26 protein-coding genes are annotated in these 21,112 nt (G+C 39.9%); 1 reads left to right on the top strand and 25 read right to left on the bottom strand.

Annotated features, from left to right (window positions below; genetic code table 11):
• Window positions 1–26: 26 nt before the first annotated feature.
• Window positions 27–356, bottom strand: coding sequence for an Hpt domain-containing protein (locus T543_RS11250; protein WP_035768584.1), 330 nt, complete (start codon window positions 354–356; stop codon window positions 27–29).
• Between the two features lie 163 nt (window positions 357–519).
• On the opposite strand from T543_RS11250, the gene T543_RS11245 reads away from it, so the two are divergent.
• Window positions 520–1,854 (top strand): GGDEF domain-containing response regulator, encoded by a 1,335-nt coding sequence (locus T543_RS11245; RefSeq protein WP_035768582.1) that lies wholly within the window; start codon window positions 520–522, stop codon window positions 1,852–1,854.
• 105 nt (window positions 1,855–1,959) lie between these two features.
• Here T543_RS11245 and T543_RS11240 read toward each other — a convergent pair whose 3' ends face one another.
• The 24 genes from T543_RS11240 to rplM form a co-directional block, all read right to left on the bottom strand.
• The gene (locus T543_RS11240; RefSeq protein ID WP_035768579.1) at window positions 1,960–2,316 is read right to left on the bottom strand and encodes a hypothetical protein; all 357 of its coding nucleotides are present in this window, start codon (window positions 2,314–2,316) and stop codon (window positions 1,960–1,962) included.
• A gap of 35 nt (window positions 2,317–2,351) precedes the next feature.
• Window positions 2,352–3,371 carry an NAD-dependent epimerase/dehydratase family protein gene (locus T543_RS11235; protein WP_035768576.1) on the bottom strand — a complete coding sequence of 340 codons (1,020 nt, stop codon included), beginning with the start codon at window positions 3,369–3,371 and terminating at the stop codon, window positions 2,352–2,354.
• Window positions 3,372–3,559: 188 nt separating this feature from the next.
• Window positions 3,560–4,138, bottom strand: a complete 579-nt coding sequence (locus tag T543_RS11230) for a TetR/AcrR family transcriptional regulator (protein ID WP_035768574.1) — start codon at window positions 4,136–4,138, stop codon at window positions 3,560–3,562.
• 117 nt (window positions 4,139–4,255) lie between these two features.
• Complete coding sequence (locus T543_RS11225) at window positions 4,256–5,137, bottom strand: HD-GYP domain-containing protein (protein ID WP_035768572.1); 882 nt, start codon at window positions 5,135–5,137, stop codon at window positions 4,256–4,258.
• 548 nt (window positions 5,138–5,685) lie between these two features.
• Window positions 5,686–6,744, bottom strand: a complete 1,059-nt coding sequence (locus T543_RS16485; RefSeq protein WP_081830052.1) for a DUF3795 domain-containing protein — start codon at window positions 6,742–6,744, stop codon at window positions 5,686–5,688.
• A gap of 481 nt (window positions 6,745–7,225) precedes the next feature.
• Window positions 7,226–7,741 carry a hypothetical protein gene (locus tag T543_RS11210; RefSeq protein WP_035768568.1) on the bottom strand — a complete coding sequence of 172 codons (516 nt, stop codon included), beginning with the start codon at window positions 7,739–7,741 and terminating at the stop codon, window positions 7,226–7,228.
• A 46-nt stretch (window positions 7,742–7,787) separates the two neighbouring features.
• The gene (locus T543_RS11205; protein ID WP_035768566.1) at window positions 7,788–9,500 is read right to left on the bottom strand and encodes a S41 family peptidase; all 1,713 of its coding nucleotides are present in this window, start codon (window positions 9,498–9,500) and stop codon (window positions 7,788–7,790) included.
• Between the two features lie 85 nt (window positions 9,501–9,585).
• Entirely contained in the window at window positions 9,586–10,062 is a 477-nt protein-coding gene (locus tag T543_RS11200; protein WP_155843256.1) for a hypothetical protein, read from the bottom strand.
• A gap of 154 nt (window positions 10,063–10,216) precedes the next feature.
• The gene (locus T543_RS11195; RefSeq protein WP_035768563.1) at window positions 10,217–10,714 is read right to left on the bottom strand and encodes a hypothetical protein; all 498 of its coding nucleotides are present in this window, start codon (window positions 10,712–10,714) and stop codon (window positions 10,217–10,219) included.
• Between the two features lie 98 nt (window positions 10,715–10,812).
• Window positions 10,813–11,835: a S66 family peptidase gene (locus T543_RS11190; RefSeq protein WP_035768561.1), complete on the bottom strand. Its 1,023-nt coding sequence runs from the start codon at window positions 11,833–11,835 to the stop codon at window positions 10,813–10,815.
• Window positions 11,836–11,837: 2 nt separating this feature from the next.
• Window positions 11,838–12,233, bottom strand: a complete 396-nt coding sequence (locus T543_RS11185; protein WP_035768559.1) for a hypothetical protein — start codon at window positions 12,231–12,233, stop codon at window positions 11,838–11,840.
• A 175-nt stretch (window positions 12,234–12,408) separates the two neighbouring features.
• Window positions 12,409–13,119 (bottom strand): DUF6036 family nucleotidyltransferase, encoded by a 711-nt coding sequence (locus T543_RS11180; RefSeq protein ID WP_035768557.1) that lies wholly within the window; start codon window positions 13,117–13,119, stop codon window positions 12,409–12,411.
• Window positions 13,112–13,672 carry a helix-turn-helix domain-containing protein gene (locus tag T543_RS11175; RefSeq protein WP_035768555.1) on the bottom strand — a complete coding sequence of 187 codons (561 nt, stop codon included), beginning with the start codon at window positions 13,670–13,672 and terminating at the stop codon, window positions 13,112–13,114. The genes T543_RS11180 and T543_RS11175 overlap by 8 nt, the downstream gene beginning before the upstream one ends.
• Window positions 13,673–13,831: 159 nt before the next feature.
• Window positions 13,832–14,356 (bottom strand): GNAT family N-acetyltransferase, encoded by a 525-nt coding sequence (locus T543_RS11170; RefSeq protein WP_035768554.1) that lies wholly within the window; start codon window positions 14,354–14,356, stop codon window positions 13,832–13,834.
• Window positions 14,357–14,427: 71 nt separating this feature from the next.
• Entirely contained in the window at window positions 14,428–14,991 is a 564-nt protein-coding gene (locus T543_RS11165; RefSeq protein ID WP_027218932.1) for a histidine phosphatase family protein, read from the bottom strand.
• 51 nt (window positions 14,992–15,042) lie between these two features.
• A complete protein-coding gene (locus T543_RS15345; RefSeq protein ID WP_051638730.1) occupies window positions 15,043–15,963 on the bottom strand; it encodes a GNAT family N-acetyltransferase in 921 nt (306 codons plus the stop codon).
• A 57-nt stretch (window positions 15,964–16,020) separates the two neighbouring features.
• Window positions 16,021–16,974, bottom strand: coding sequence for an amidohydrolase family protein (locus tag T543_RS11150; protein ID WP_035768551.1), 954 nt, complete (start codon window positions 16,972–16,974; stop codon window positions 16,021–16,023).
• Window positions 16,975–17,001: 27 nt separating this feature from the next.
• Entirely contained in the window at window positions 17,002–17,484 is a 483-nt protein-coding gene (locus tag T543_RS11145) for an NUDIX domain-containing protein (RefSeq protein WP_051638729.1), read from the bottom strand.
• A gap of 111 nt (window positions 17,485–17,595) precedes the next feature.
• On the bottom strand, window positions 17,596–18,054 hold the full coding sequence (locus T543_RS11140; protein WP_035769419.1) for a GNAT family N-acetyltransferase: 459 nt from the start codon (window positions 18,052–18,054) through the stop codon (window positions 17,596–17,598).
• 14 nt (window positions 18,055–18,068) lie between these two features.
• Window positions 18,069–18,626: a flavodoxin domain-containing protein gene (locus T543_RS11135; protein WP_035768549.1), complete on the bottom strand. Its 558-nt coding sequence runs from the start codon at window positions 18,624–18,626 to the stop codon at window positions 18,069–18,071.
• Window positions 18,623–19,102, bottom strand: coding sequence for a MarR family winged helix-turn-helix transcriptional regulator (locus tag T543_RS11130; protein ID WP_081830051.1), 480 nt, complete (start codon window positions 19,100–19,102; stop codon window positions 18,623–18,625). Before T543_RS11130 ends, T543_RS11135 begins: the two co-directional genes overlap by 4 nt.
• Window positions 19,103–19,202: 100 nt before the next feature.
• On the bottom strand, window positions 19,203–19,757 hold the full coding sequence (locus tag T543_RS11125) for a GNAT family N-acetyltransferase (RefSeq protein ID WP_035768548.1): 555 nt from the start codon (window positions 19,755–19,757) through the stop codon (window positions 19,203–19,205).
• A gap of 418 nt (window positions 19,758–20,175) precedes the next feature.
• Window positions 20,176–20,574, bottom strand: a complete 399-nt coding sequence (gene rpsI, locus T543_RS11120) for a 30S ribosomal protein S9 (protein WP_035768545.1) — start codon at window positions 20,572–20,574, stop codon at window positions 20,176–20,178.
• 20 nt (window positions 20,575–20,594) lie between these two features.
• The gene (rplM, locus tag T543_RS11115; protein ID WP_035768543.1) at window positions 20,595–21,023 is read right to left on the bottom strand and encodes a 50S ribosomal protein L13; all 429 of its coding nucleotides are present in this window, start codon (window positions 21,021–21,023) and stop codon (window positions 20,595–20,597) included.
• Window positions 21,024–21,112 lie beyond the last annotated feature (89 nt).

Genomic DNA, 21,112 nt, shown 5'->3' with positions numbered 1-21,112 from the left:
GTCTCCTTACCGGTATCGCGAAATATTTATTGCAAAAAGGCTTCTCTTTGTGAAAGAATTTTTTTATAAATTACTTCATAATCCGTCTGTACTTTTGCTCTGAGGTTTTCTGTTATCTCGCTCACTGTTTCGTACAAAGGAGTGAGAGCAAGATTTCCTACAACTCCCTTTAAAGCATGTGCATCTTCAAACGCACCATCAAGATTGCCCTCTTCCAAAGCCTTCCCCAAAGCCTCAAAACGCTCATCTGAAAGTCCAAGTTCTATCATCTCCAGATAAAAGTCTTCCATGCCCATACATCTTTCCAGACCTTCATCAACATTTGCTCCCAATTCTCTTAATTTCTCAATATTCATATTCCTGCATCCTCGATGAAAAGAATATTTATTATTTGACACATCAAGATAATTATACACAATTCAGACGACAAAATGCGTTATTTTAGTAAAATTATATACTTTTTATAGATGGTTTTTATTTTGTTCTGATAAAATTTTCATATGGAGGTCGAGGATATTTATGGCAAAACACAAAATTCTCATAGTCGATGATGAAAAGATATCGCTTCGCATGACACAGCATATTTTGTCCAGTGAATATGACACAGTCTGTGCTTCAAATGGAAGGGATGCGATTGAAATATATAAAACAGAAAGACCGAATTTGGTTCTTTCTGATCTTAGAATGCCTGAAATTGACGGATTTGAGCTTCAGAAAAAACTTCAGGATATATATGGAAAACAAATCCCGTTTATGTTTATGACAGCTGATAAAGACGATGAGACTGAAAGCAAAGGATTTGCCATCGGTGCGCTTGACTTTATCAGAAAGCCCTTCAGAGCTGATGTATTGCTAAAGCGTGTATTTAATATTCTTCAAAATGTTGAGCAGATACAGGGACTTCAGAAGGCTGCCACCACAGACCCAATGACCGGCCTTCTCAATAAGGCATCATCTCAGGAAGAAATAGACCTCTTGGTCAAAACTACTCCCGGGGCTTTGATGATGATTGATCTTGACAGCTTTAAACCTGTCAACGATATATATGGCCATGCTATGGGAGATAAAGTACTTATCCGATTTGCGGAAATAATCCGCTCATCCATAAGAGCAACGGATATTGCGGGAAGAATTGGCGGGGATGAATTTGTGGTTTTTTGTAAATCAATCCTTGATGAGGACGTTATAGCCGATAAGGCTGCATACATAAATGAACAGCTTCTTCTTTCCGCAAAAGAACTGATGGGGCAAAACATGAATATTCCTCTTGGGGCGTCAATCGGCTGTGCATTTGCGCCTGATGAAGGAGCTGATTTTGTAAATCTTTGTAAAAAAGCAGATAAAGCATTATATTTTGTTAAGCAAAACGGTAAACATGGCTATAAGGTCTACAGGGAGGAAAAAGCGTCATCACGCGATGAGGCAGATGAGGCGACTGCGCTTAAATATGCAATGACTCTTATGGCTGAAAGATCCCCGGGAAAAGGAGCATTTAATCTTCCTACATCGGATTTTAAAAAGATATATCATTTTCTGTCGAGAGTAGTGAGCAACTATCACAATACCATTCATGTAATACTCTACTCTGTTATTCCGACAAAAAAGGATGTGGATCAGGAGGAAGCAGCAAATGCTTTCGTTGAAGTTGTTCAGATGTCGTTAAGACAAAGTGATGTTATAACAAGATATGGAAGCAATCAGGTGATGATCCTTCTACTAAAAGCAGTTTCATCTGATTTGGAAATTGTCACGGAGAAGATTGCCATGAACTGGGAATCCAAAGACATCAGTGCTCTTTGCAAGATCACATATGAAACGAGTGAATTAAATAAAGGGGGCTGTCGCTTTAGATGATTAAATCATCTGGGCGAAGGCCCTTGGATCTGTATAAATAAGACATTCCAGACAAAGCCTTGTCACCATTCTTAAGTATTGTTTCTACATCCTTATTTTCAGTCTTTATGCTTCTCCTGTTATCTCTTTAGCAAGTTCCAGAATTTCAAAGGCATATTTTTCCTTGCCCTTTTTCAGAAGCTTCTTGTATAAAGGATAGTTAATGATGCAGATTGCAGCACCTGCCAGTCCCGACAGTACTCCGACGATCATGAAAACTGCTCCTGTTCCAAAGACGCCCAGCCCAAAGCACATTCCTGTGCCAAAAATCAGAGTTCCTATGATTCCCAGTGTCATTGCCAAAATGAAAGCCGGGAGCTTTGCTCTCTCATCAAGCTTTTTAAGCTGCCTGACCTTGTTTGTCTCCCTGGGCATATATTCCTTTGCTACACTCTCCGCATAAACCTTATCTAAATCGTTCATCTCATTGTTCTCCTGTCTTTTCTTTCTATAAATAATTATGCTATTTTTCCTGTTTCTTTGAGCCATCTGATCTCGTCACGTATGGTCTCTCTGTATGATCTTGTAGTATAACCAAGTTCCTTACTTGCTTTACTTGAATCAAAGCGGTTGTTCCTTGCAAGATTATAAACGGAGAAAGTTGTCATAAGCGGCTTTTCTCCTGTCTTTTTGGCTTTTTTCTCAAGTATCTTTGCAATGAAGTTTGCTGCTGATATAGGTAAAAAAAGCTTCATCTGTTTACATCCGCTCTCCTCTGAAACAAGCTTTGTAAAATCCTTAAAGCTGACAGGCTCATTCCCAAGAATGTAGCACTCTCCGCTTTTTCCCTTATCCGCTGCTCCAATGAGTCCGTCAGCCAGATCCCTTACATCACACAGATTAAAGCTTCCGTCAATTCCGGCGGGCATCTCACCATTGATGATATCAACCAGAGTCTTTGTGGTCTCACCCATTGCAAAGTCCTCAGGTCCGAGGATTCCTGAAGGGTGAACCACACATGCATTAAGCCCTTCCTTTGCAGCCTTGAGCACCACATTTGTTGCCATAGCCTTTGACAATGAATAGCAACCTTTGATCCTCTCAGGATCAAGCGGGATCGAACCCTCACATTCTCTTATGCTTCCCTTCTCTTCCTCAGGTATTGCTCCTGTTGATGAGCAATAAACGAGCTTTGAAACATTGTGCTCTTTGCACATCTCTATGATATTTTCTGTCCCGCCGACATTTACGTCCATGACTTTCTGACTGTAGTCGGGATTAACTGTTACTATGCTTGCTATGTGGAGCACGATTACCTCTATATCTTCAGGCGTCTCAAAGAATCTCTCCAGGTCATCTTTATTACAAAGATCTCCGTATACTATTTCTACTTCTTCCGGAAGATATGCGGCTGACTTATCACCTTCAAGGACAAATGCCCTTACTTTTTCGTTTCTATCAACAAGCTTTCTGCAGACTGTGCTTCCAAGAAATCCTGCTGCTCCTGTTACCAGATACATCTTATTTGTTTGGCTCATTTATCTTTTCCTCTCTTATTTTCAATTTGTTTTCTTGCTCTCTGTTTTGAGCTTGAAGTCATTATAGAAAAATGAGCCTGCAAAAAGAACAACACTTTTTGCAAAATGTGTTGATTTAAGGAGCACAGGTCCCGACACGTTTTGTAAAAAGTGTTGATTTGTAAGTCCGATATACTATTTTTACTGCTCTATGGCTTGATGATACACTTCTGAATAATGCTTATGATTTCGTCTTTGGACTCGGCGCATCCCCCTCGTACCCACTCAGTGACAACTCCGATAATACCCTTAAGATAAAAGACCATTATAAGCGGCTGCTCATTTTCCGGAACTCCGAACCTTGTAAGTATGGGCCCAAATATGTTCTTAAACCATGTCTCATAGATTTTTTCGGCGCCCATCATCTCATTCTTTTCATACATCAGGTAAAAGAGTTTCCTGTTCTCTTCTACAAAATTCAGATATGGCATCATATATCCCGGGGTAACAAGAAACAGTTTCTCATCGTCTTTATCATCTATATCAATGCTTTCAGCACTCTCGGCACCGAAGCGGCCAAAGAAATCTTTATATACGGCTTCCACAGTTTCCTGCAGAAGATCATTTACATTATCATAGTGAAGATAGAATGTTGATCTGTTTACTCCTGCAGTCTCACATATTTCCTTAATGGTAATATACTCAAAGTCCTTACTATCAAGGAGTGTTATCAACGCATTATGCATCTTCTCTGCTGATTTAAAATATTTGCTCTCATTCTTATTCATATTTTTCTATAACAATCTCCACATCTCTGTTTCCGAGAAGTTTTGTCAGCTCCTCTTTCATAATCTGTTTCCTGCGCCTTTACAAATCTCGATTTGTCTATAAAACTGGAAGATAATCTAAAAATCCACCGTCTCCGGCGTACATGCCTGTAACTCTTCTTTAGGTATTGTCATAAAAACAGCTACTATATCCGGATCAAGCTGTGATCCCGACACATCTTTTATTATATCCATAGCTTCTTCATGTGTCCGCTTATCCTTATAAGATCGACGCATCGTTATAGCAGAATAGGTATCACAGACAGCTATGATCCTTGCTGCCATCGGTATATCTTCTCCCGGTAATCCGTAGTATCCTTTGCCATCCATCCTTTCGTGATGATACAGGATCCATTCCTTTATCTCATCAAACGACGGAAGCGTCCTAAGCAGATCCATGGCTATCTTCGGGTGTTGCTTCATTACATCCCATTCTTCATCGTCCAGTTTACCGGGTTTGTTCAGAATGGACTCCGGCACTCCCAGTTTTCCTACGTCATGCAACAATGCTGCATATTCAAAGCTAACCGGACTTATCCCTTCCTTCATGAATGCCGGCAGATGTTTATAAAGGCACATTGATAACATCTGTACGTTACGACTGTGTCCGTTCAAATTGGAATCCCTAGCCTCTATTACTCCGATCAACGTCTCGGCAACCTCAATACTCCTGTCCTTAAGGGTATCTACCAGGTGGTATAAAAGCACTAAAGCCAGCGATACAAATATAGCCCCGAAGAACAATATCCCAGCCATCAGAAGATCCGGTTTGCCCCAAAAAGCAACTCCCAGATATCCCAAAAGAAAGAAAACAAGAAGTGCAAGGCCTATCTTTTCCCATATCGGTTCGCCTCGCTTACCGGACAGCATCACGTCGGTCGAGGTTCTGATAAACCTGATATATGCAATTATATTTCCAACCATTATGATGCTGCCAATGATTATAAGCACTGATATCATTTACCTGCTCCTGTCTCTTTTATAATAAAAACATCCTAATAAAATAGGGTCAATCATTTTTTCTATGTGATAGCCCAGCCGCTGCCCCGGCGACATAGTACATTGTTTTTTCTCCATAATCTTTTTCTAATATTACTTCATATCGCATTACCCTACAAATACATAGTTTTCATTCAATCGACATTTTCTTTAATGGGATCCATTCGTCCTCTATCATTGTATCGCCAGTAAAATCAAATCCATTTTTCTTATAAAACTTAATGCCTCGCTCATTTTGTCATCGTAATAAATACTTTAATTTTTCTTTGTAACAGCTTTTTTGCAGTTTCCTTGCAGCATGCCAAACAAAGTATAGATTCCTGTTTTTCTTCAGAAAAACGGGAATCGTATTGGACCAGGTCCTCGCGAAGCGAGGGGCGTGTCCTGCCGAAGGCAGGATTTTTGCGGGCGATTTCCGCTTTTGCCCGCAAAAAGTCATATTTTTGTCATTTTATCTCCTCAGTCATTTATCCTGAACGTTAATTATCTTAACTCCTTTTCCACATTCCTTATTCCATATAGCTTTCCTCCAGAATTCTCAGTCCTTCCTTATAATCCTGTCCCAAAACTTCCTGTGTCTTTTGGAAGTCATATTTCTCATGTAGTCTGTCATGAACCTTGAGGAACGCCTTCTTTCCATATTTCCGTATATATAATGCCTGGGCCTTTGCTGCATTTGCTCCGTCATTTGATGGAATATAGAACCCTTTATTGCAATTTTCGAGCTCAGCACACTCATAACATCCGTCCAAATCTTTTTCCTTACAGCATTTCACATTCGGACATATTCTGTCCTCAGCACAGGTGGCAAAAGAGCAGACATTGTACTTCGTTCTGCAGGATCCGCACCACTCTGAAAGGAAACAATGATTACAGGAAAAGCCACAATAAGCAACAGGATCAACACCCTTTCGTGCTATCTTGCAGAGTTTATTCTTGATGCGGCGCATGGCTTCGATATGCATGATCCAGTGACGGCTAAATGGCATCTGAATCAGTCCTTTTATATCCTTTCCGCACCAGTAATCAATCAGCCAAAAGGCATTCTCACTGACACATTTACTGCGGATAAGTTTTTCCTTTACATCGCCGCCAAATTTTTGCTTTAAATCCTTGTATGTCAGATCTCCAAGAATCTGATCCGTAGACGCCTTTACAGCTTTTACATACAGATATAGTTCTTTAATATTCAGTTTTTCTGAAAACTCTGCAATCTCGTTTCCCTGAAGTTCATTACCCGTAGTAATAATAGGTGCGCCAATGCGATTATGAAAGTCATGTGTAAAAAAGATTTGACTATCCCCTGCTATCATCTCATGAGCAACTATATCTTCAATCCTGAAAATATGCCAGATAGAATAGGCAAGGGTTTTACTGTGATATCCGTTCGCACCCGCAAAGGGCATTTTGGCAAAGGCCTCATCCGGATATCCACTCACAATCTGAGTAATCTGCTCAAACATTTCCTCGCGGAAAGCCAAAAGCTTCTGAATAGCATCTTTAAAGGTTGCTTCCTTCGTCAGTAATTTCTGTATTTCTTTATTGTTTTCTGACCATGATTTGTCCATAATCTATCTTCTCTCATCAGTTAATCCAATATTATTCCATGGTGCTTTCTTACATTTTAATAAAGTCATATTAAAATAGGCAAGCCTTATCCTTAATCTTTAAGCCCAAAAGTGGACCACTAACCCCGTCCCTCAGGTCCACTTTCGCGCACAAAAAAGACCCGATACATTGTACCGAGTCTTCTGAAACCAACACAATAGTGCCAAGTGAAAAGGCTACTATCAGAAATCCAACAGAATACTTCAAAACATAACTTGTTGAATTATAGCTGGATGCAAGGGTCTTGTCTCCCGATATCTGATACAGGAAAAAACACGCTGCTCCACATAGCATCGTTCTTACGATGAAAAACTGAAAATGCGTCTGGGTCGGCACTGATTTGAAACATACGACAACATATACTATGCAGAGCGCAGCAGTAATCAGTGGAGATCTTTTCATGAATTCAATGTACTTTTTAAGCATTGGTATTCTCCTCTTTTACTGCGCGTCTTCAGGTAAGACAGAAAGAGCAGAGAACTTTTCAGCGTTCTTCTTGGCTCTTACCAGCACATAGATTAAAAGAACAATATTTGTCAATATTGCTACTCCGCCAAGTATGCCACCTACAATAAAATCGCCATTCTTCAAAACCGTATAGTTAAAAATTGTTCCGGCATCATACAGAGTATGTAAAGCAGTTGGAATGATGATTGCAAGAAACTTAAACAATTCCTCCACGCCACCAGCCATAAAAAATGCTGTAAAGAAAGATGCCGATAGCGCCTGCATTTTTGCACCCTCTATCCCGATGATTCTTAATACGGTCAATAACCCAATCCCGGAACCGCCGGAAATCGGTACACAAATACATCCCAAAACAACCGGCAGGATTGCCTGTAGTTTCCCTATAGGCTCCGGAACTTCCCTTTTGATCATTCGCTGATAGATAAATCCACAGATAACAAAGGCAAGTAATGCGGCAATAATTGAAATAATAATTGTTTTTGCATCCATGAATAATTTTCCTCCTTATTTTGCATTAAATAGGTGTCCTTATCGTTCAGTACAGATTATTTATATACTCAGTCAAAGCCTCTCTATCATAGAAGTGCTCAGGTTGATGTATCATATAGTCCGGTTCTACGCCCTGGTCAATGTCATACACAGAACCGTTTTTCATGTAGCTCAGACGGCGATTGCTGGACATCTGAAGCAGAGTTCCATCTGCTGTTGAAAATGGGATTACTGTGCATGCGCCGCCTCCGCTTTGTTGTCCTAAAATAGTAACCTGACCCGACGATTTTAATACACTCGGCACCAGATTACCGCAGGAAAAACTGATAGATGAGGTAATACAGTACAGATTGTAGTTTAGGAGCGAGTCCTTTTCGTCGTATACACCATCAAGATTGGCATCTGCACGAAAACATTCATTGGCATAAGCACCTGTCAGTGTATCCTGGATGCATACTGAACCTTCTCCCAGAAACAGACTTATCATAAAACTTGCAGTGACGGTGTCTCCTCCGGAATTCATACTTAAATCAATAACTACATTCTCGACAGGGCTTCCCTTTCTCGTAATCTGTGAATATGAATACAAAAGAAGGCCAACAGTATCTTGTGTATCAGCGGTAGGTGCGTCCTTATAATAATCAGCATCCTTATCTTTTGCTTGGAAACTATCAAAGGTGATGTATGCTGTGTTTCCGACTTCCTCGTATCCGGGAATCCCGTCGGGATAATACTTTTCCCTGGCGGTATAATACTTCATCGCCGAATCACTCATGTTTTGAATTGACTTGCCGGTCATCCCATCGATTTGCGCATCCATGCCAATCCGCCACGAATTAAGCATATACCCGCTATGTAAGTCATCAATGTAAAGATCCATCAAAACTCTCATCGCCCTTGCAGACATCTCAGGATCAGTACTCCTTAATGCGTCACGAAGAGCTGTTTCAGTAAAGAATTCATCAAAATTCTCAATTCCATGGCTTTCTTTCAAACCATAAAAATGATCCATCATCATACATAATTCGTTATATGTATAGTCCGCGAGTCCCTCGCTTTTGCCCTCCTTGGGCTGTGCTTCATAATACTTCCTCAAAAGCTCCCTGCCGGGTTCTGAACCATACTCATAGACAAATACTCCTTCGTTATTGTATAGAAGGCATACATAACTCGGAAGAGACAGCATTATATCACTTAATGTCTGCATGGGAATATAGCATTTACCATTCTCTTCAATCAGGTCTATACCATATTTTTTAAGATCAAAAACCACCTCCGAACCAAAGCGGCTATAGGAGTTTTCCTCTGAGAGGATAAGGCCCTCAAAGGCACTATCCGGCTGCAGTACATCTATAATCGTGCTTGTCCAGGATGGAACGAAAAAAGCATCAAAATCATAAAAACTAATTGTGTCTTTATCGCAGTCTATCTGCATAGGATACTGGTTTTCACGGGTAATTGTTACCACTGAGCCCTGGACCGAAGTGGTCAGTGCATAGTTTTTATCTTCGATAATCTCGTGATTGACTCTCTCTATGAGGGAGACGGCAGTATCAATGTCAAAGTAGGGAACCTCTTTGCTTTCATCAGCAAAATAGAGTTTGATACTTGCCTCATTATCAACAGAGTGAAAATATAACGGAATCTCCATTTCACTAAGAGCGTTTCCGGATGGTGCCCCACAGGCAATCAAAAGAGTACTCCCCAATATGGTCAATGCTGAAACTATCCAGAGCTGATTGCATAAACGCTTTTTCATGAATCGCCTCCTCTTTTCTTATCTTAGCTCTGTCGAGGCTTTATATACCTCTTTAAATTTTACAACTTTCCGTCTTGCGATAGTCTTAAAAATCCATAAATAATGTATAGATACAAAAAAGACCCAGTACAAATGTACAGAGTCTTCTGAAATCTGCCGAAGCAAACACTCTCTTTTGGTATAAAGTATATGTCTGATAAAGTAACAACATATAAATTGCAATCAATAACACTGCCTTTGCATACTGATTTTCTGCCTCCAAAAGCGGAAGTGTTATTGTATTATTAACAGAGAGTTTTGTTAATACTACTGATATATAAAGTGAGTAAATAGCCTGGCAAATACCCCAAATTGAAACAATAGCTATCGAAATCGCCCATATTTTCCTGTTCTGGTTACGAATAAAGAAGAAAAACGCTGACATTGCTCCCCAGACCATAGGTAACACAAATGCAATTGTCAAAATAGTAATTGCCATCCACGTTCTGAGTGTTGATGGACTGCCTTCATTTAACACTATTCCCTCGATTATCTTATCTACATCCGTAATGAAGGAAGCCAAAAAATCGCATTGCCCAAATAAACCATCTAACGTTTCTACGTTATCTAAGAAAACACTATACTCATTTTACATCAATCTATTTGTTGTAATAAGAGTATTACTATTTACTGTAAACCGCCCTAATTATCTGTGTTTTCTATTATATGAGCAGCAATTATGCTTTCGCCATCTTTGCCTGCATAAACTCTTCAGCCTGCTTTTCCTCTTTTTCATCCAAGGCTTCCTGAATTCGTTCCTGCTCTTGGTCTACCCTCTTCATGAGTTTATCCCATTCTTTGTCGCTAAATTCCTGGCTTCCGATACGGATCTTGACCTCAGTTTCATTGTTAAGAAGCTTACGATAAAGTTCTGTTTTGTATGAATTTATCTGCTCTATCAAAGAGTTTTCTTGAAGCTCAGGCTCTTTTTCTTTCTCATACATATTTCCCAGGGTTATAGCATTCTGCTGATAATCGCACTCAAAGACTACACCTTTATAGTTAATGATGCCATCCTTCGCCAAGAAGCTATATGGGCATTTCTTCTCAGTGGCTTCATTTAAGTGAGCGCCAAAGCTTTTGGAAGTCTCATCCACACCGATATTATTCTCTTTTACTGCCACAGAGGATGTACTATCTGCATAACGATCAAGCGCCAGTGCTGCTATACTCATAAAGTCTCCTTCATAACAAAAACGTGCCTTCCCATTGGATCTCAATCCATTGAAAAGACACGCATTTCCATTGCTATCTTATTTATCGGATTCTTTACTTAGATAACACCACTTTCTTTGATAGAAAACGTCTTATTATCGCAGTCAATCTCTGCCCGGGCTCCATAGGGCATAATGCATATCGGCGCGGAATGGCCGAAATTCAGCCCATAGAGTATAGGAATTTCTCTGGAGTACTTAGCTACTATCTGCCGTATTAACTCAGCTCTATTTGAAAAAGCATTGTTGTCTATGGTCTTGCCGATAACAATACCATTTATTCTCTGAAGTATTCCCTTTTGCCCCAGATATTCGAAATAGGTCCTCACACCTTCTTCATCGAAGAACTCAGGTATATCCTCCACGAACAGAAGGGCTCCGTCATAATCTTCCGGATCAGGCTCGATATCTGTTCCTTCAAGGTCCATGATGCCTGTATGGCCTCCTATTAGCCTACCTGATACACAGCCACTTCCCTGAATGATCTCATATCCTTCGTTTGGAATAAACTCTCTTATCTTTTTCGGATCATAAAGATCTGAGGATTCAAATGCCCACTCCTTTGCAGCCTCTATCATGCCAATGGGTGCAGGGTCAAAGAGTGTTTTTACAAACAAATTTTTACCATATTCGTGCCATCCGGCCTGATCAGCTATGGTCGTAAGGAGATTGTCACCATAAAATGTGGAAAGCCCACAGTGATAACACAGGAAATGCAGATACATCACATCAGAATAGCCTATAAAAATCTTTGGGTTATCCATAATCACCTTGGGGTCTATGAATGGGATGACTTTTAGGCTGTCATTGCCTCCAATGTTGGCGATGATCGCACGAACCTCCTTATTCTCAAAGGCCCACATTATATCTTCAGCTCTGGCCTTTGGATTCTTGGAAAGATACTTCGAGCCTCGCATAGAATTTGGCGCAGCCACTACCCGAAGACCCAACGCCTCTAGCCTAGACACTCCCAGGTCATATTTCCATCTTACATTTGCATCTCCTGCCCATCCGTTACAGGGACTGATAGTCGCTATAAGATCTCCCTTATTCAGATGTGACGGTTTAACTAAACTCTTCATTGCTATATCCTTACCTGATCCAACTGTACGTCCACGAATTGTGGCCGATTCTCATAAAAGCCACTGTTATTTACTCTCATTAAGATAAACTCCCAAGTTGCCGCCTTACCCTTGCATGTAAAGCTCATGGCAACCTGAAATGGTACTTCAATGAAGGTCTCTCCATCCTCCACTGTTGGCATGCCATTATAGACTACATCTCCGTCAAAAAAGCCTTTTTTCGCCCATACATACTCATCCATATCATATATCTGCACCGGCAAAAGAATTGCCTTTTTATCCCTATAGATGGTAGTCTCAGGCTCATCACCTGCGCTTTCAGGAAGGCTGCTTAAGAACTCAAGAAGCTGGTAAAAGCCCTGATTGTTAAAGTCACAGGTATTATTCTCTATATCCACAAACTCCGGTTACATTTTGACAAAGGTTCATATCATAAACATTACTTGTATCAAAGCCCAATTCATGCATGCTGTATATGAGGTCAGTATCAAGTGCCTGATCAGCTCCTGATTAAATCCTCCATAAATTTTCCCCATGGAGTATTATAACCACAAAAAAAGCAGCACACAATCCTTATAGGCATTTACTGTTTTTCTTCCTTTTTGCAGCCTCTAGCACGCTTGCCAAATTACCTTCATTAAGAAGCTTCGGATAATTATCATCGATATCCTTGAGAATTACCCGGTTATCCGATTCTGATGTTCTGGTACTGTCATATAACTCATCCAGGTTATGTGCAGAAAAGATACTGTCGAGAAGTTTCTTTGCTTCTTCAGGATGCGAAAGATTATCGAATCCTCCATAAAAATCCACAACTGCTTTCTCTATCTGCTCTCTTGTGATATTCTCTGACTTAATGATGCCAACAGCATCTGACATATCATACTTGTACGGTCTCAATGACGCAAGTTTCATTGCTACATCGTACTCGGAAGGAAGCATCCTCGCTTCCAGAATATTTGCAAACAGCTTATAATGCTTGGAATACTGCCTGATCTTCTCAGTGTATGAACTTGTTTTTCTGAATTCCTCATTGATCCAACCTGTTGGCAGTCCATTTTTGTCGCCTACGGTATTTATTGCATCCTTCATTGAAGAAGAGGCAAAAATCAAACTATCAATATCCGTTGTAGAAGCCCGGAAGCCATATTTGGACACTATTGCTGCTCCACCTATGATAACAATCTCTGCCGGTGTATTTTTTCTATTGATCTTCTTATACTCTTTTGCAAGTTGGAACAGCAGATTGTCTATATTATCTTTCGTAAATAAAACCTTATCCATTTATAATCTCGCATTCTACTATATTAAAATTAAGGAACTCGGGAATTGCGTGATTCAAAGCTTCTTGTCGCGCATCTTTTCCCAAAAGCATTTCTGATAACTCTGTATCAGCGGGAAAAACCGGCTTTTCCAACTTATACCTCCTGATTTCATCGTACTCAATACACTTTGGAAGGTCGTTCCGCTTGCTCAGATAATCAAGCATTGCAAGAAGATAAAAAGCTTCTGCTTTCATATCCAATTTCCAGTAATAATCTATCTTTTTCTTTTCCAAAAGGTCGATAACGTAATCTATCTCACCAATACGATTTACTAGATGACACTGCTCACTTCTGAAAAGGTTGAAGGAATGATTCTTATCGCACAACGTAAGAAGCTCATCTATTGTGAGGTTAAGAGCATCAGCTATCTTTTTCACAACGCCAAGAGCACAGTTAAGGATATCCACCTTCCCATTAACAATGTTAAAAACCGTAGGATAAGCAACCAGAGCGCTATTCGCCACTTTATATATAGATATACTGTTGTCTTCAAGATATTGCTTAATGTACATAGTCGCATCCTCCTTCCACCTTTATTATATACTTAGAATTATATATACGCAAGCGTATATATGCTATCAGAAAAAATATCCGGGCAATGCGCCCGGATGAATTATTATGCAGATTATACACCGCTTGTGAAGCAAATAACAACCATTTTAAACTGGAATTTAAACATCTTTAGCCATATAAAGTAAAAGATCATCATCATTGATGCAGGGGGCATACTGTTCTAATTGTTTCCCTTTATACCAAACTCCGCTGCCATCAAAATTGTAGCCTCTTTTTACATACATCCTCTGGGCTGGTCCATATCCAGAATGAACCCCAACTGCCAAGTAAACTTTATCGGAAACTTTTGACGCTTCTTTCTCGACAGCATCCAAAAGCCTATTTCCGATACCTTTATTATGAACATCAAAGAAAACTGTCAGATCTTCTATTTCAGGATAGCCTTGATTCCCCCAAGGACCTTCTATAGGATTCAGAACCAGAGTACATTGCCCAGAGACTCTGCCATCATACTCTGCGATAAAAACAAATCTTTTACCATCCTCCTGTTCTTTATAATACTTTTCGTATGTAGCTAAGGAAGGATGCCAACCATACGAAAAATATGTATCATAAAGGATTTGGGCATCTTCAGGAATCATGCTCCTAATTCTTATAGTTCCATCATCATAATACGTAACCATCTTTAACCACCTTTATCATAATCCTAGTCATACCATTAATACGTCCTCACCCTTAGTACACTTATTGTCTATCACACAGAATGGCGTTTGATGTCCACACAATTTCCAAGCTCATCAAAACTAAATTCCACAATCCATGGCATCAGAAATCTTATTCTTTCAAAATCATCATAGCCAAAAGAATTATCATAAAAATTTATGATGGTGCTTAATGATGTACCATGGCTTCCAACTACTATATTTTTTCCTGAATACTGCTTCAAGACATTATTAAGCGCAGAAATATTTCTATCCTGAACTTCTTTAAGGCACTCGCCATCCGATAACTTGAAAGAAAAATCGCTCCATTGCTTTTTGGAAAAAGAGGCAAAGTCTTCTATCCAACAACTATCTACCTTTCTTTCTCTAAAGTCCTCAACTATCTCAACAGGCAGTCCATTTTTATCTGCAAAATCTTGGACAGTATCAACAGCCCTCTTAAATGGGCTTGAAATAACTATATCTATATTTTTATCAGCCAGAAATGATGTGACTTTTTTCCTGTCTTCCATTCCTCGCGGACTTAACTCACGAGATCTGTCATCATGATTGTCATAATTTGGTTCTGCATGCCTTACAAAAAATACTTTTGTCATAATCCCCCTTATTCATCCAAACTCCTTCGAATGAAAAACTGGAATAAAATATTAGTTGCTGCTTCTCCTTTTAAGGTAGCTATCCGCCTTTTTTAGCATCTCTTTTTTATTTTCATACTCAATAGTATTGATAGCATCTTCAAGTTTGAGACTCTTCAGAGATTTAACCTCGTTTGGTCTTACTATGCACGGACATGAGTCTTTATACTCTGCCAAGAAATACACCACTTGCTTGGTTACGCCTGGTTTTTCCGATAGCTGGTATTGTTCGCTTATCCTAAAATCAGTGCATAACTCGACTTCCAGATTTGTTTCTTCCTTTATTTCACGAAGCGCGGTTTCTATTTCAGTTTCGCCCTCTTCCATATGCCCTTTGGGAAAGCTATGAAATCCGCTCTTTTCTTCCACAAGAAGGTACTTTATTACTCCATCGTCTATCTTAAATACTATTGCCCCACATGATTTTTCAAATTTGGCACTGAAATCATTTTTCTCAAGTTCCATATAAGTATAAAGTGTTGGATCCTCTCCCATAGCAATAACATACTCTGGCATTTCTTTCTGAACAAATCCAAGCTTATGATACAAATCAATTGCTTTGACATTTGCCGGATGAGGATCAACCCATAAATCTACAGCTCCATTTTTAAATGCTTCTTGAATAGAATAGGCCAATGCCTGAGTAGCAATTCCTCGGCCTCTAGCAGATTTTAACAGCTTTATGTCCAAAGAAGCATTGCCCGTTTCCTCGTCTATACGATATTGAGTCTCACCGCAGTATTTACCATCCTCAAAGATTGAATAGTGATTTTGCTTTGGCCTTGCCGATATGAATCTATCTAACCATTCCTTTACTGCTTCTTCTGTCTCATGCAATCCTCCTGGCCAGATATACCTCATGACGTCTTCATCAGCCCACAAGCTTTGTATATCCTTGATATCATCATATGTTGATTCTTTAATACTTATCACTTTGTTCCGCCCCTAAATCTTTAGTTTGTCTTAGTCAGTTTTAACTGGAATATATCTTCACAGTAGTTCCCTTTTCCCGTTCAATCCTCTGAGTCTTATTTCTTCCAACTGCTCCACCGATAAAGTTCCTGCCTTGTAAAGCTTGAGATATTCATTCTCTATAGAGCTATTGAAAATCAGAAGATCATCGGTATTGATTGTCACCTCAACGCCATTTTCAACCAGCGTCTTTATTGGATGATGCTCATAATCTTTGGCATAGCGAAGCATCACATTGCTCGAGGGACAAACGTTGAGCTGTATGTGATTATCCGCCAAAAATCGCATGGTATCTTTTGATGTGGCAGCACCAATCCCGTGATGAACTTCATCAAGTCCCAGCACTTCAACTGCTTTTCTTACATCATCTGCAGATCCCGACTCACCAACATGTATTATCTTAGTAAGTCCGTAATGTTCAGCTTTTCGATACAGGGGAATAAAAGCTTCAAATGGTCGAATATTCTCGCCGCCGCAGACATCGAGTGACTTAAAGAATCCGGTCTTTATATACTCATCAATTGAATCTGTCGCAGAATCGATATCGCACGCTGATATATAGGTAAGTTCCGGTTCAAAAACTGTTTCCGGACAGTATTTCATGTGAAAACCCTGAATCAGTTCCCTGAATTTATCAATTCCTCCTACAAGTTCAATCTCCGTAGCCCCGAAATTCATTGCAAGCCTTTTAATATTGTTGCGCCCTGCTTCAGCAAACGCCCCCTCACATCTAAAGACTATGCCTTCATCTCCTGAGCAAAAGGGTTTGACATAGGTAGTGAACCAGTTCTGCATACCCTCAAGACCATCAAAGGTTTCCGGAGGGGCGGGAAAAGAATGACCCGTTCGCTCTTCAACCCACTTAAGAGTGCATCCCTTAGTTGAATGGTTATGCAGATCACTCTTAGGCGCTTCTATAAGTTTGCCTGTGTTATTTTCTATCAATCCCTCAACAAATAAACTATTTGCCATAATCCTCCCAAATCTTTCCCTATACTTTTAAAAATAGCATGTAGATATACTATCTTTTTTTTGAAAATATCTTACTTGTGCAAGTTGTACCGCATCATCAATCATTTCGTTGCCTGCACGATCAGAATACTTAAGGTAATCTTTTACCCTATCAGCAGCTACCAGCTCTCTCCCATACACTTTTCCTGTAGCCGGATCAATATGACTCTCATAAATATCTTTTATCTTCGCTATCATTCTTACCTGAGCATACTTATCCGAATTATCCTCCACCAATAAATACCCAAGATAATGGATATCTTCCAGTTCAATATTTAATTCTTCAATATATTCCCGTTTCAATGTCTCTTCAAAAGTTTCAGCATTTTCAGGCTTTCCACCGGTCAATTTGTATTTTCCGTCCTCAATCCTCAAGACAACCAGGTTATCTGCTGAAAATGCTATTCCATAAACCTGTTTTACCGATAACTGGTCAGGAACAGAATCCTTAAACCATGTAAAGTCAGCCATAATGCAATCCCCATAGTATGATTTCCATATTAAGAAAAAGACGGCAAGTCTTTTAACTTACCGCCTATAATTGTCTGAAGCCACAATGAGTATTATACTAAATTCTGAAAATTATTTCAAAGACATCACATATATCTGACAGGGATTTCCCTCATCCCAAAGAAGCGGGAATACTTCCAGCTCCTTGAAACCACAGCTTATATAAAAGAGATTAGTCCTGTCATAGTCCTCATACATTCCCATCTTCACAGTCTTAACCTGCATGAATTCATACCCTTGAGATCTGGCAGTTTCTTTAGCTCTTTCTACGAGCTGCCTACCAAGACCGCTCCTGTGATGATTCTGTAAAACACCCATAACAGCCAGTTCGACAGTAGCCTTTCCTGTTTCTTTTAAGCAGAGGAATCCCACATATTCATCTTCTTCCTTTGCTGCAAAAAACGTCCAATTGGCGCTCCCGGAAATATATTCCTCTCTGCTCTCTTCTATGCCAAACCAATCAGTAAGAGCCTCCAGTACCTTTCTTGCGATAGCTTGTTTTTCATTTGGACTTTTAATCTCTATGATCATTTTTCTATGTCCTTTCATACCACTTTTTCATAGTTTTTCTTCATCTCTTTAAGATACTCTACGACTGGTTCTATGTACTTTACATCAGAGATGTCGTAGGATGAAGCACATTTCTCAGCCATTCCCTTTTCTTTTTCAGTAGCATTTTTCTTGTTCTTTAGGACTGATACAAACATCTTCATGGCAAGCTTGTATTGGGGCTTCATTTTTTCATAGTTAAAGCCTCCCTGACAATAGAATACTCTAATATACTTCTTCTGCTCATCTGTAAGAACATTCTGAAGAAAAACCTCTACATCCGGATTGTCATTAGGACTGCCACCCACGCAGAACATAGCCAGGCGCTTGTTCTTCCAGTTAACAGCTTTTTCAAGAAACCACTTACATTTTACAATATTTCCTGCCATTGCCCAACCGCCGTAGCAGATTGCATCATAGTTCTCAAAAAAATCTGCACTCTTCTTCTGCGCATCCTTAAGTTCAAGCAGATCTCCGCTCATTTTCTCTGCAAGCCACTCTGCGTATCTCTTGGTAAAACCTGTCTGTGATGTGTAAATGATCAGTGTTTTCATAATTCGCTCAAGTTCCTTTCCATTTTCATGATAGTTTGTATGGTAGTCTGCAGGCTCTTTTCATCAATCCCATCAAAAATCCGTCCAATGACGTACTGGCTCTGCTGACCGTTATTATCGTTCTGTTCCAGAAAAGTCTTGCATTTATCTGTGACAAAAATCCGCTGCTTTCGCTTGTCTTTTTCATCGGGAACAGCTGTGACAAAGCCTTTTTTCTCAAGCTTCAGCAGAATCTGCTTCACATTCTGATGAGAGCTGCCCATTACATCAGAAAGCTCATTTAACGTCGGAGGTTCCTTGCATAGGTTGATACAGATTATTGCAAAGAACTGTTTCCAGGTAATCTCCTTGAAATATGCATCTGCTGCAGCCTGATATCTGTTATCAAATGCACTGAGTAATCCGAGTAAAAACGGCTGTGGAGGCATATCTCCAAACGTTACTTTTTCGATATTCATTGCTTCATCGTAATTCATGTGAGCTCCTTTTATAATATGTAATATATTACCTATATGAAACAATGTAATATATTACATATTTTTTGTCAACACAATTCCAAAGAAAAAGCTTCGGGATTTAACCCGCAAATATATTTGCCATTATAATCTCATCTCGGTATGTTCCGTCCTTTAGCTTGAAAGCTCTTGGATTCATCCCATATTCCCTGAATCCCATCTTCCTGTACATATGCCTTGCTCTGTCATTATCGCTGTAAACTCCCAACTCTACCTGCTCAAAGCCATTCGCTTTCGCCTGCTCCAAAGCAATCTGCATCATAAAGCTTCCAAGCCCCATTCCGGTATACATCAGGCGAATGGACATTCCAAGATAGGCGCGGTGAAGGTACTTCATATGTGATCTTATGAGTGTTACACCCAGATCCCCTATCAGCTCATCTCCAATATATGCGCTTACCATGAAGTCTCTGTCGCTATCTGCCATATGTCCAAGCATTTCCTCAACTCTCTCAAGGCTGAATTGGCCGTCTTCAGGTTTCCTCGCCATGAAATGCGTCTCAGCCGAAACTGCTTCCCTGTGAAGCTTTACCTTCATAGCATCCTCCGGGCCTGCGCTCTTAATGGTAACCTCTCGCCCATCCGGTAATAGATATTTCTGCTCCTTTATTCTCATAGCCACCTCCTAAATATTTTTGATGATATATAAAAAGCCCCATCAAACTATTGCTTGATGAGGCTCTGAAAACCATATCAGTTATATAGCACTATCTATGCCTTACAAATAATCTTAACCTCATCACACATATCAAAAGCAAACCCCTGAATCATATTCACGGATGTATTATTGACTCTATATGTTGTGACGAGATTTAATCTTACCATAGCGTCTCTCTTTCTGAAAATTGTTAGTTGTAAGTATAATTGACAGAAAACTTGCTGTCAATTAGAAATCTCTGTAGAATTTCAAAGCGATATATAAACTCACCCCGCAGAATGGTCCACTAACCCCGTCCCCCAGGTCCACTTTCGCGCACAAAAAAGACCCGGTACAAATGTACCGAGTCTTCTGAAACCTGCAATAGCAGATATTCTCATCTCTTTGAGAACTGAGGAGCACGACGAGCTTTCTTTAAGCCGTACTTCTTTCTTTCCTTCATTCTAGGATCACGTGTAAGGAATCCAGCCTTCTTAAGAGCAGGTCTGTACTCATCTGAGTCAGCCTGAAGAAGAGCTCTTGAAATTCCATGACGGATAGCACCAGCCTGACCTGTTGTACCGCCACCACGAACTGTAACGTTTACATCGAACTTATCAAGTGTATCTGTCAGTACAAGGGGCTGACGAACGATAACTTTAAGAGTCTCAAGACCAAGATACTCATCGATGTTTCTCTTGTTGATAGTAATATTGCCCTTACCGGGTGTAAGATAAACTCTGGCAATAGACTTTTTCCTTCTGCCTGTGCCATAGAAACTTGCTGCTTTAGCCATTTTCAAATTCTCCTTTCAGATTAGAATGTAAGTACTTCAGGCTTCTGAGCTGCATGATTGTGCTCAGGACCTGCGTATACATGAAGCTTTGTGTACATCTGTCTGCCAAGAGAACCCTTGGGAAGCATTCCCTTTACTGCATGCTCGATAACACGCTCAGGATGTGTCTCCATCATCTGACGAAGTGTGAATTCCTTGTGATGTCCAACGTAATCAGTATGGTGCCAGTACATTTTCTGCTCCATCTTCTTACCTGTAACTTTAATCTTATCAGCATTGATAACGATTACATAATCACCTGTATCAAGGTTAGGTGTGTAAATCGGCTTGTTCTTTCCTCTAAGTACGTTAGCAACGTTAGAAGCAAGACGACCGAGTGTCATATCTGTTGCGTCTACAACATACCATTTCTTCTCTACAGAAGAAGCGCTAGGCATATATGTCTTCATTTAAATTACCTCCATAGCCAGTTATCTGTTAAAACTCTGGTGCGAAGAACCCTTCACCTGATTCTATCGCAAAAATCTATAAGATGTAC

Origin of the sequence: Butyrivibrio sp. NC2002 (assembly GCF_000702265.1) — a bacterium.
In the GTDB taxonomy this organism is placed as follows: domain Bacteria; phylum Bacillota; class Clostridia; order Lachnospirales; family Lachnospiraceae; genus Butyrivibrio.
This window is presented reverse-complemented; position numbering and strand designations above follow the sequence as displayed.

What these genes read in the sequence shown, in the direction of transcription:
- T543_RS11250 (WP_035768584.1), bottom strand. Translation starts at nt 356, where the DNA reads ATGAATATTGAGAAATTAAGAGAATTGGGAGCAAATGTTGATGAAGGT.
- T543_RS11245 (WP_035768582.1), top strand. Translation starts at nt 520, where the DNA reads ATGGCAAAACACAAAATTCTCATAGTCGATGATGAAAAGATATCGCTT.
- T543_RS11240 (WP_035768579.1), bottom strand. Translation starts at nt 2,316, where the DNA reads ATGAACGATTTAGATAAGGTTTATGCGGAGAGTGTAGCAAAGGAATAT.
- T543_RS11235 (WP_035768576.1), bottom strand. Translation starts at nt 3,371, where the DNA reads ATGAGCCAAACAAATAAGATGTATCTGGTAACAGGAGCAGCAGGATTT.
- T543_RS11230 (WP_035768574.1), bottom strand. Translation starts at nt 4,138, where the DNA reads ATGAATAAGAATGAGAGCAAATATTTTAAATCAGCAGAGAAGATGCAT.
- T543_RS11225 (WP_035768572.1), bottom strand. Translation starts at nt 5,137, where the DNA reads ATGATATCAGTGCTTATAATCATTGGCAGCATCATAATGGTTGGAAAT.
- T543_RS16485 (WP_081830052.1), bottom strand. Translation starts at nt 6,744, where the DNA reads ATGGACAAATCATGGTCAGAAAACAATAAAGAAATACAGAAATTACTG.
- T543_RS11210 (WP_035768568.1), bottom strand. Translation starts at nt 7,741, where the DNA reads ATGGATGCAAAAACAATTATTATTTCAATTATTGCCGCATTACTTGCC.
- T543_RS11205 (WP_035768566.1), bottom strand. Translation starts at nt 9,500, where the DNA reads ATGAAAAAGCGTTTATGCAATCAGCTCTGGATAGTTTCAGCATTGACC.
- T543_RS11195 (WP_035768563.1), bottom strand. Translation starts at nt 10,714, where the DNA reads ATGAGTATAGCAGCACTGGCGCTTGATCGTTATGCAGATAGTACATCC.
- T543_RS11190 (WP_035768561.1), bottom strand. Translation starts at nt 11,835, where the DNA reads ATGAAGAGTTTAGTTAAACCGTCACATCTGAATAAGGGAGATCTTATA.
- T543_RS11180 (WP_035768557.1), bottom strand. Translation starts at nt 13,119, where the DNA reads ATGGATAAGGTTTTATTTACGAAAGATAATATAGACAATCTGCTGTTC.
- T543_RS11175 (WP_035768555.1), bottom strand. Translation starts at nt 13,672, where the DNA reads ATGTACATTAAGCAATATCTTGAAGACAACAGTATATCTATATATAAA.
- T543_RS11170 (WP_035768554.1), bottom strand. Translation starts at nt 14,356, where the DNA reads ATGGTTACGTATTATGATGATGGAACTATAAGAATTAGGAGCATGATT.
- T543_RS11165 (WP_027218932.1), bottom strand. Translation starts at nt 14,991, where the DNA reads ATGACAAAAGTATTTTTTGTAAGGCATGCAGAACCAAATTATGACAAT.
- T543_RS11150 (WP_035768551.1), bottom strand. Translation starts at nt 16,974, where the DNA reads ATGGCAAATAGTTTATTTGTTGAGGGATTGATAGAAAATAACACAGGC.
- T543_RS11145 (WP_051638729.1), bottom strand. Translation starts at nt 17,484, where the DNA reads ATGGCTGACTTTACATGGTTTAAGGATTCTGTTCCTGACCAGTTATCG.
- T543_RS11140 (WP_035769419.1), bottom strand. Translation starts at nt 18,054, where the DNA reads ATGATCATAGAGATTAAAAGTCCAAATGAAAAACAAGCTATCGCAAGA.
- T543_RS11135 (WP_035768549.1), bottom strand. Translation starts at nt 18,626, where the DNA reads ATGAAAACACTGATCATTTACACATCACAGACAGGTTTTACCAAGAGA.
- T543_RS11130 (WP_081830051.1), bottom strand. Translation starts at nt 19,102, where the DNA reads ATGAATTACGATGAAGCAATGAATATCGAAAAAGTAACGTTTGGAGAT.
- T543_RS11125 (WP_035768548.1), bottom strand. Translation starts at nt 19,757, where the DNA reads ATGAGAATAAAGGAGCAGAAATATCTATTACCGGATGGGCGAGAGGTT.
- rpsI (WP_035768545.1), bottom strand. Translation starts at nt 20,574, where the DNA reads ATGGCTAAAGCAGCAAGTTTCTATGGCACAGGCAGAAGGAAAAAGTCT.
- rplM (WP_035768543.1), bottom strand. Translation starts at nt 21,023, where the DNA reads ATGAAGACATATATGCCTAGCGCTTCTTCTGTAGAGAAGAAATGGTAT.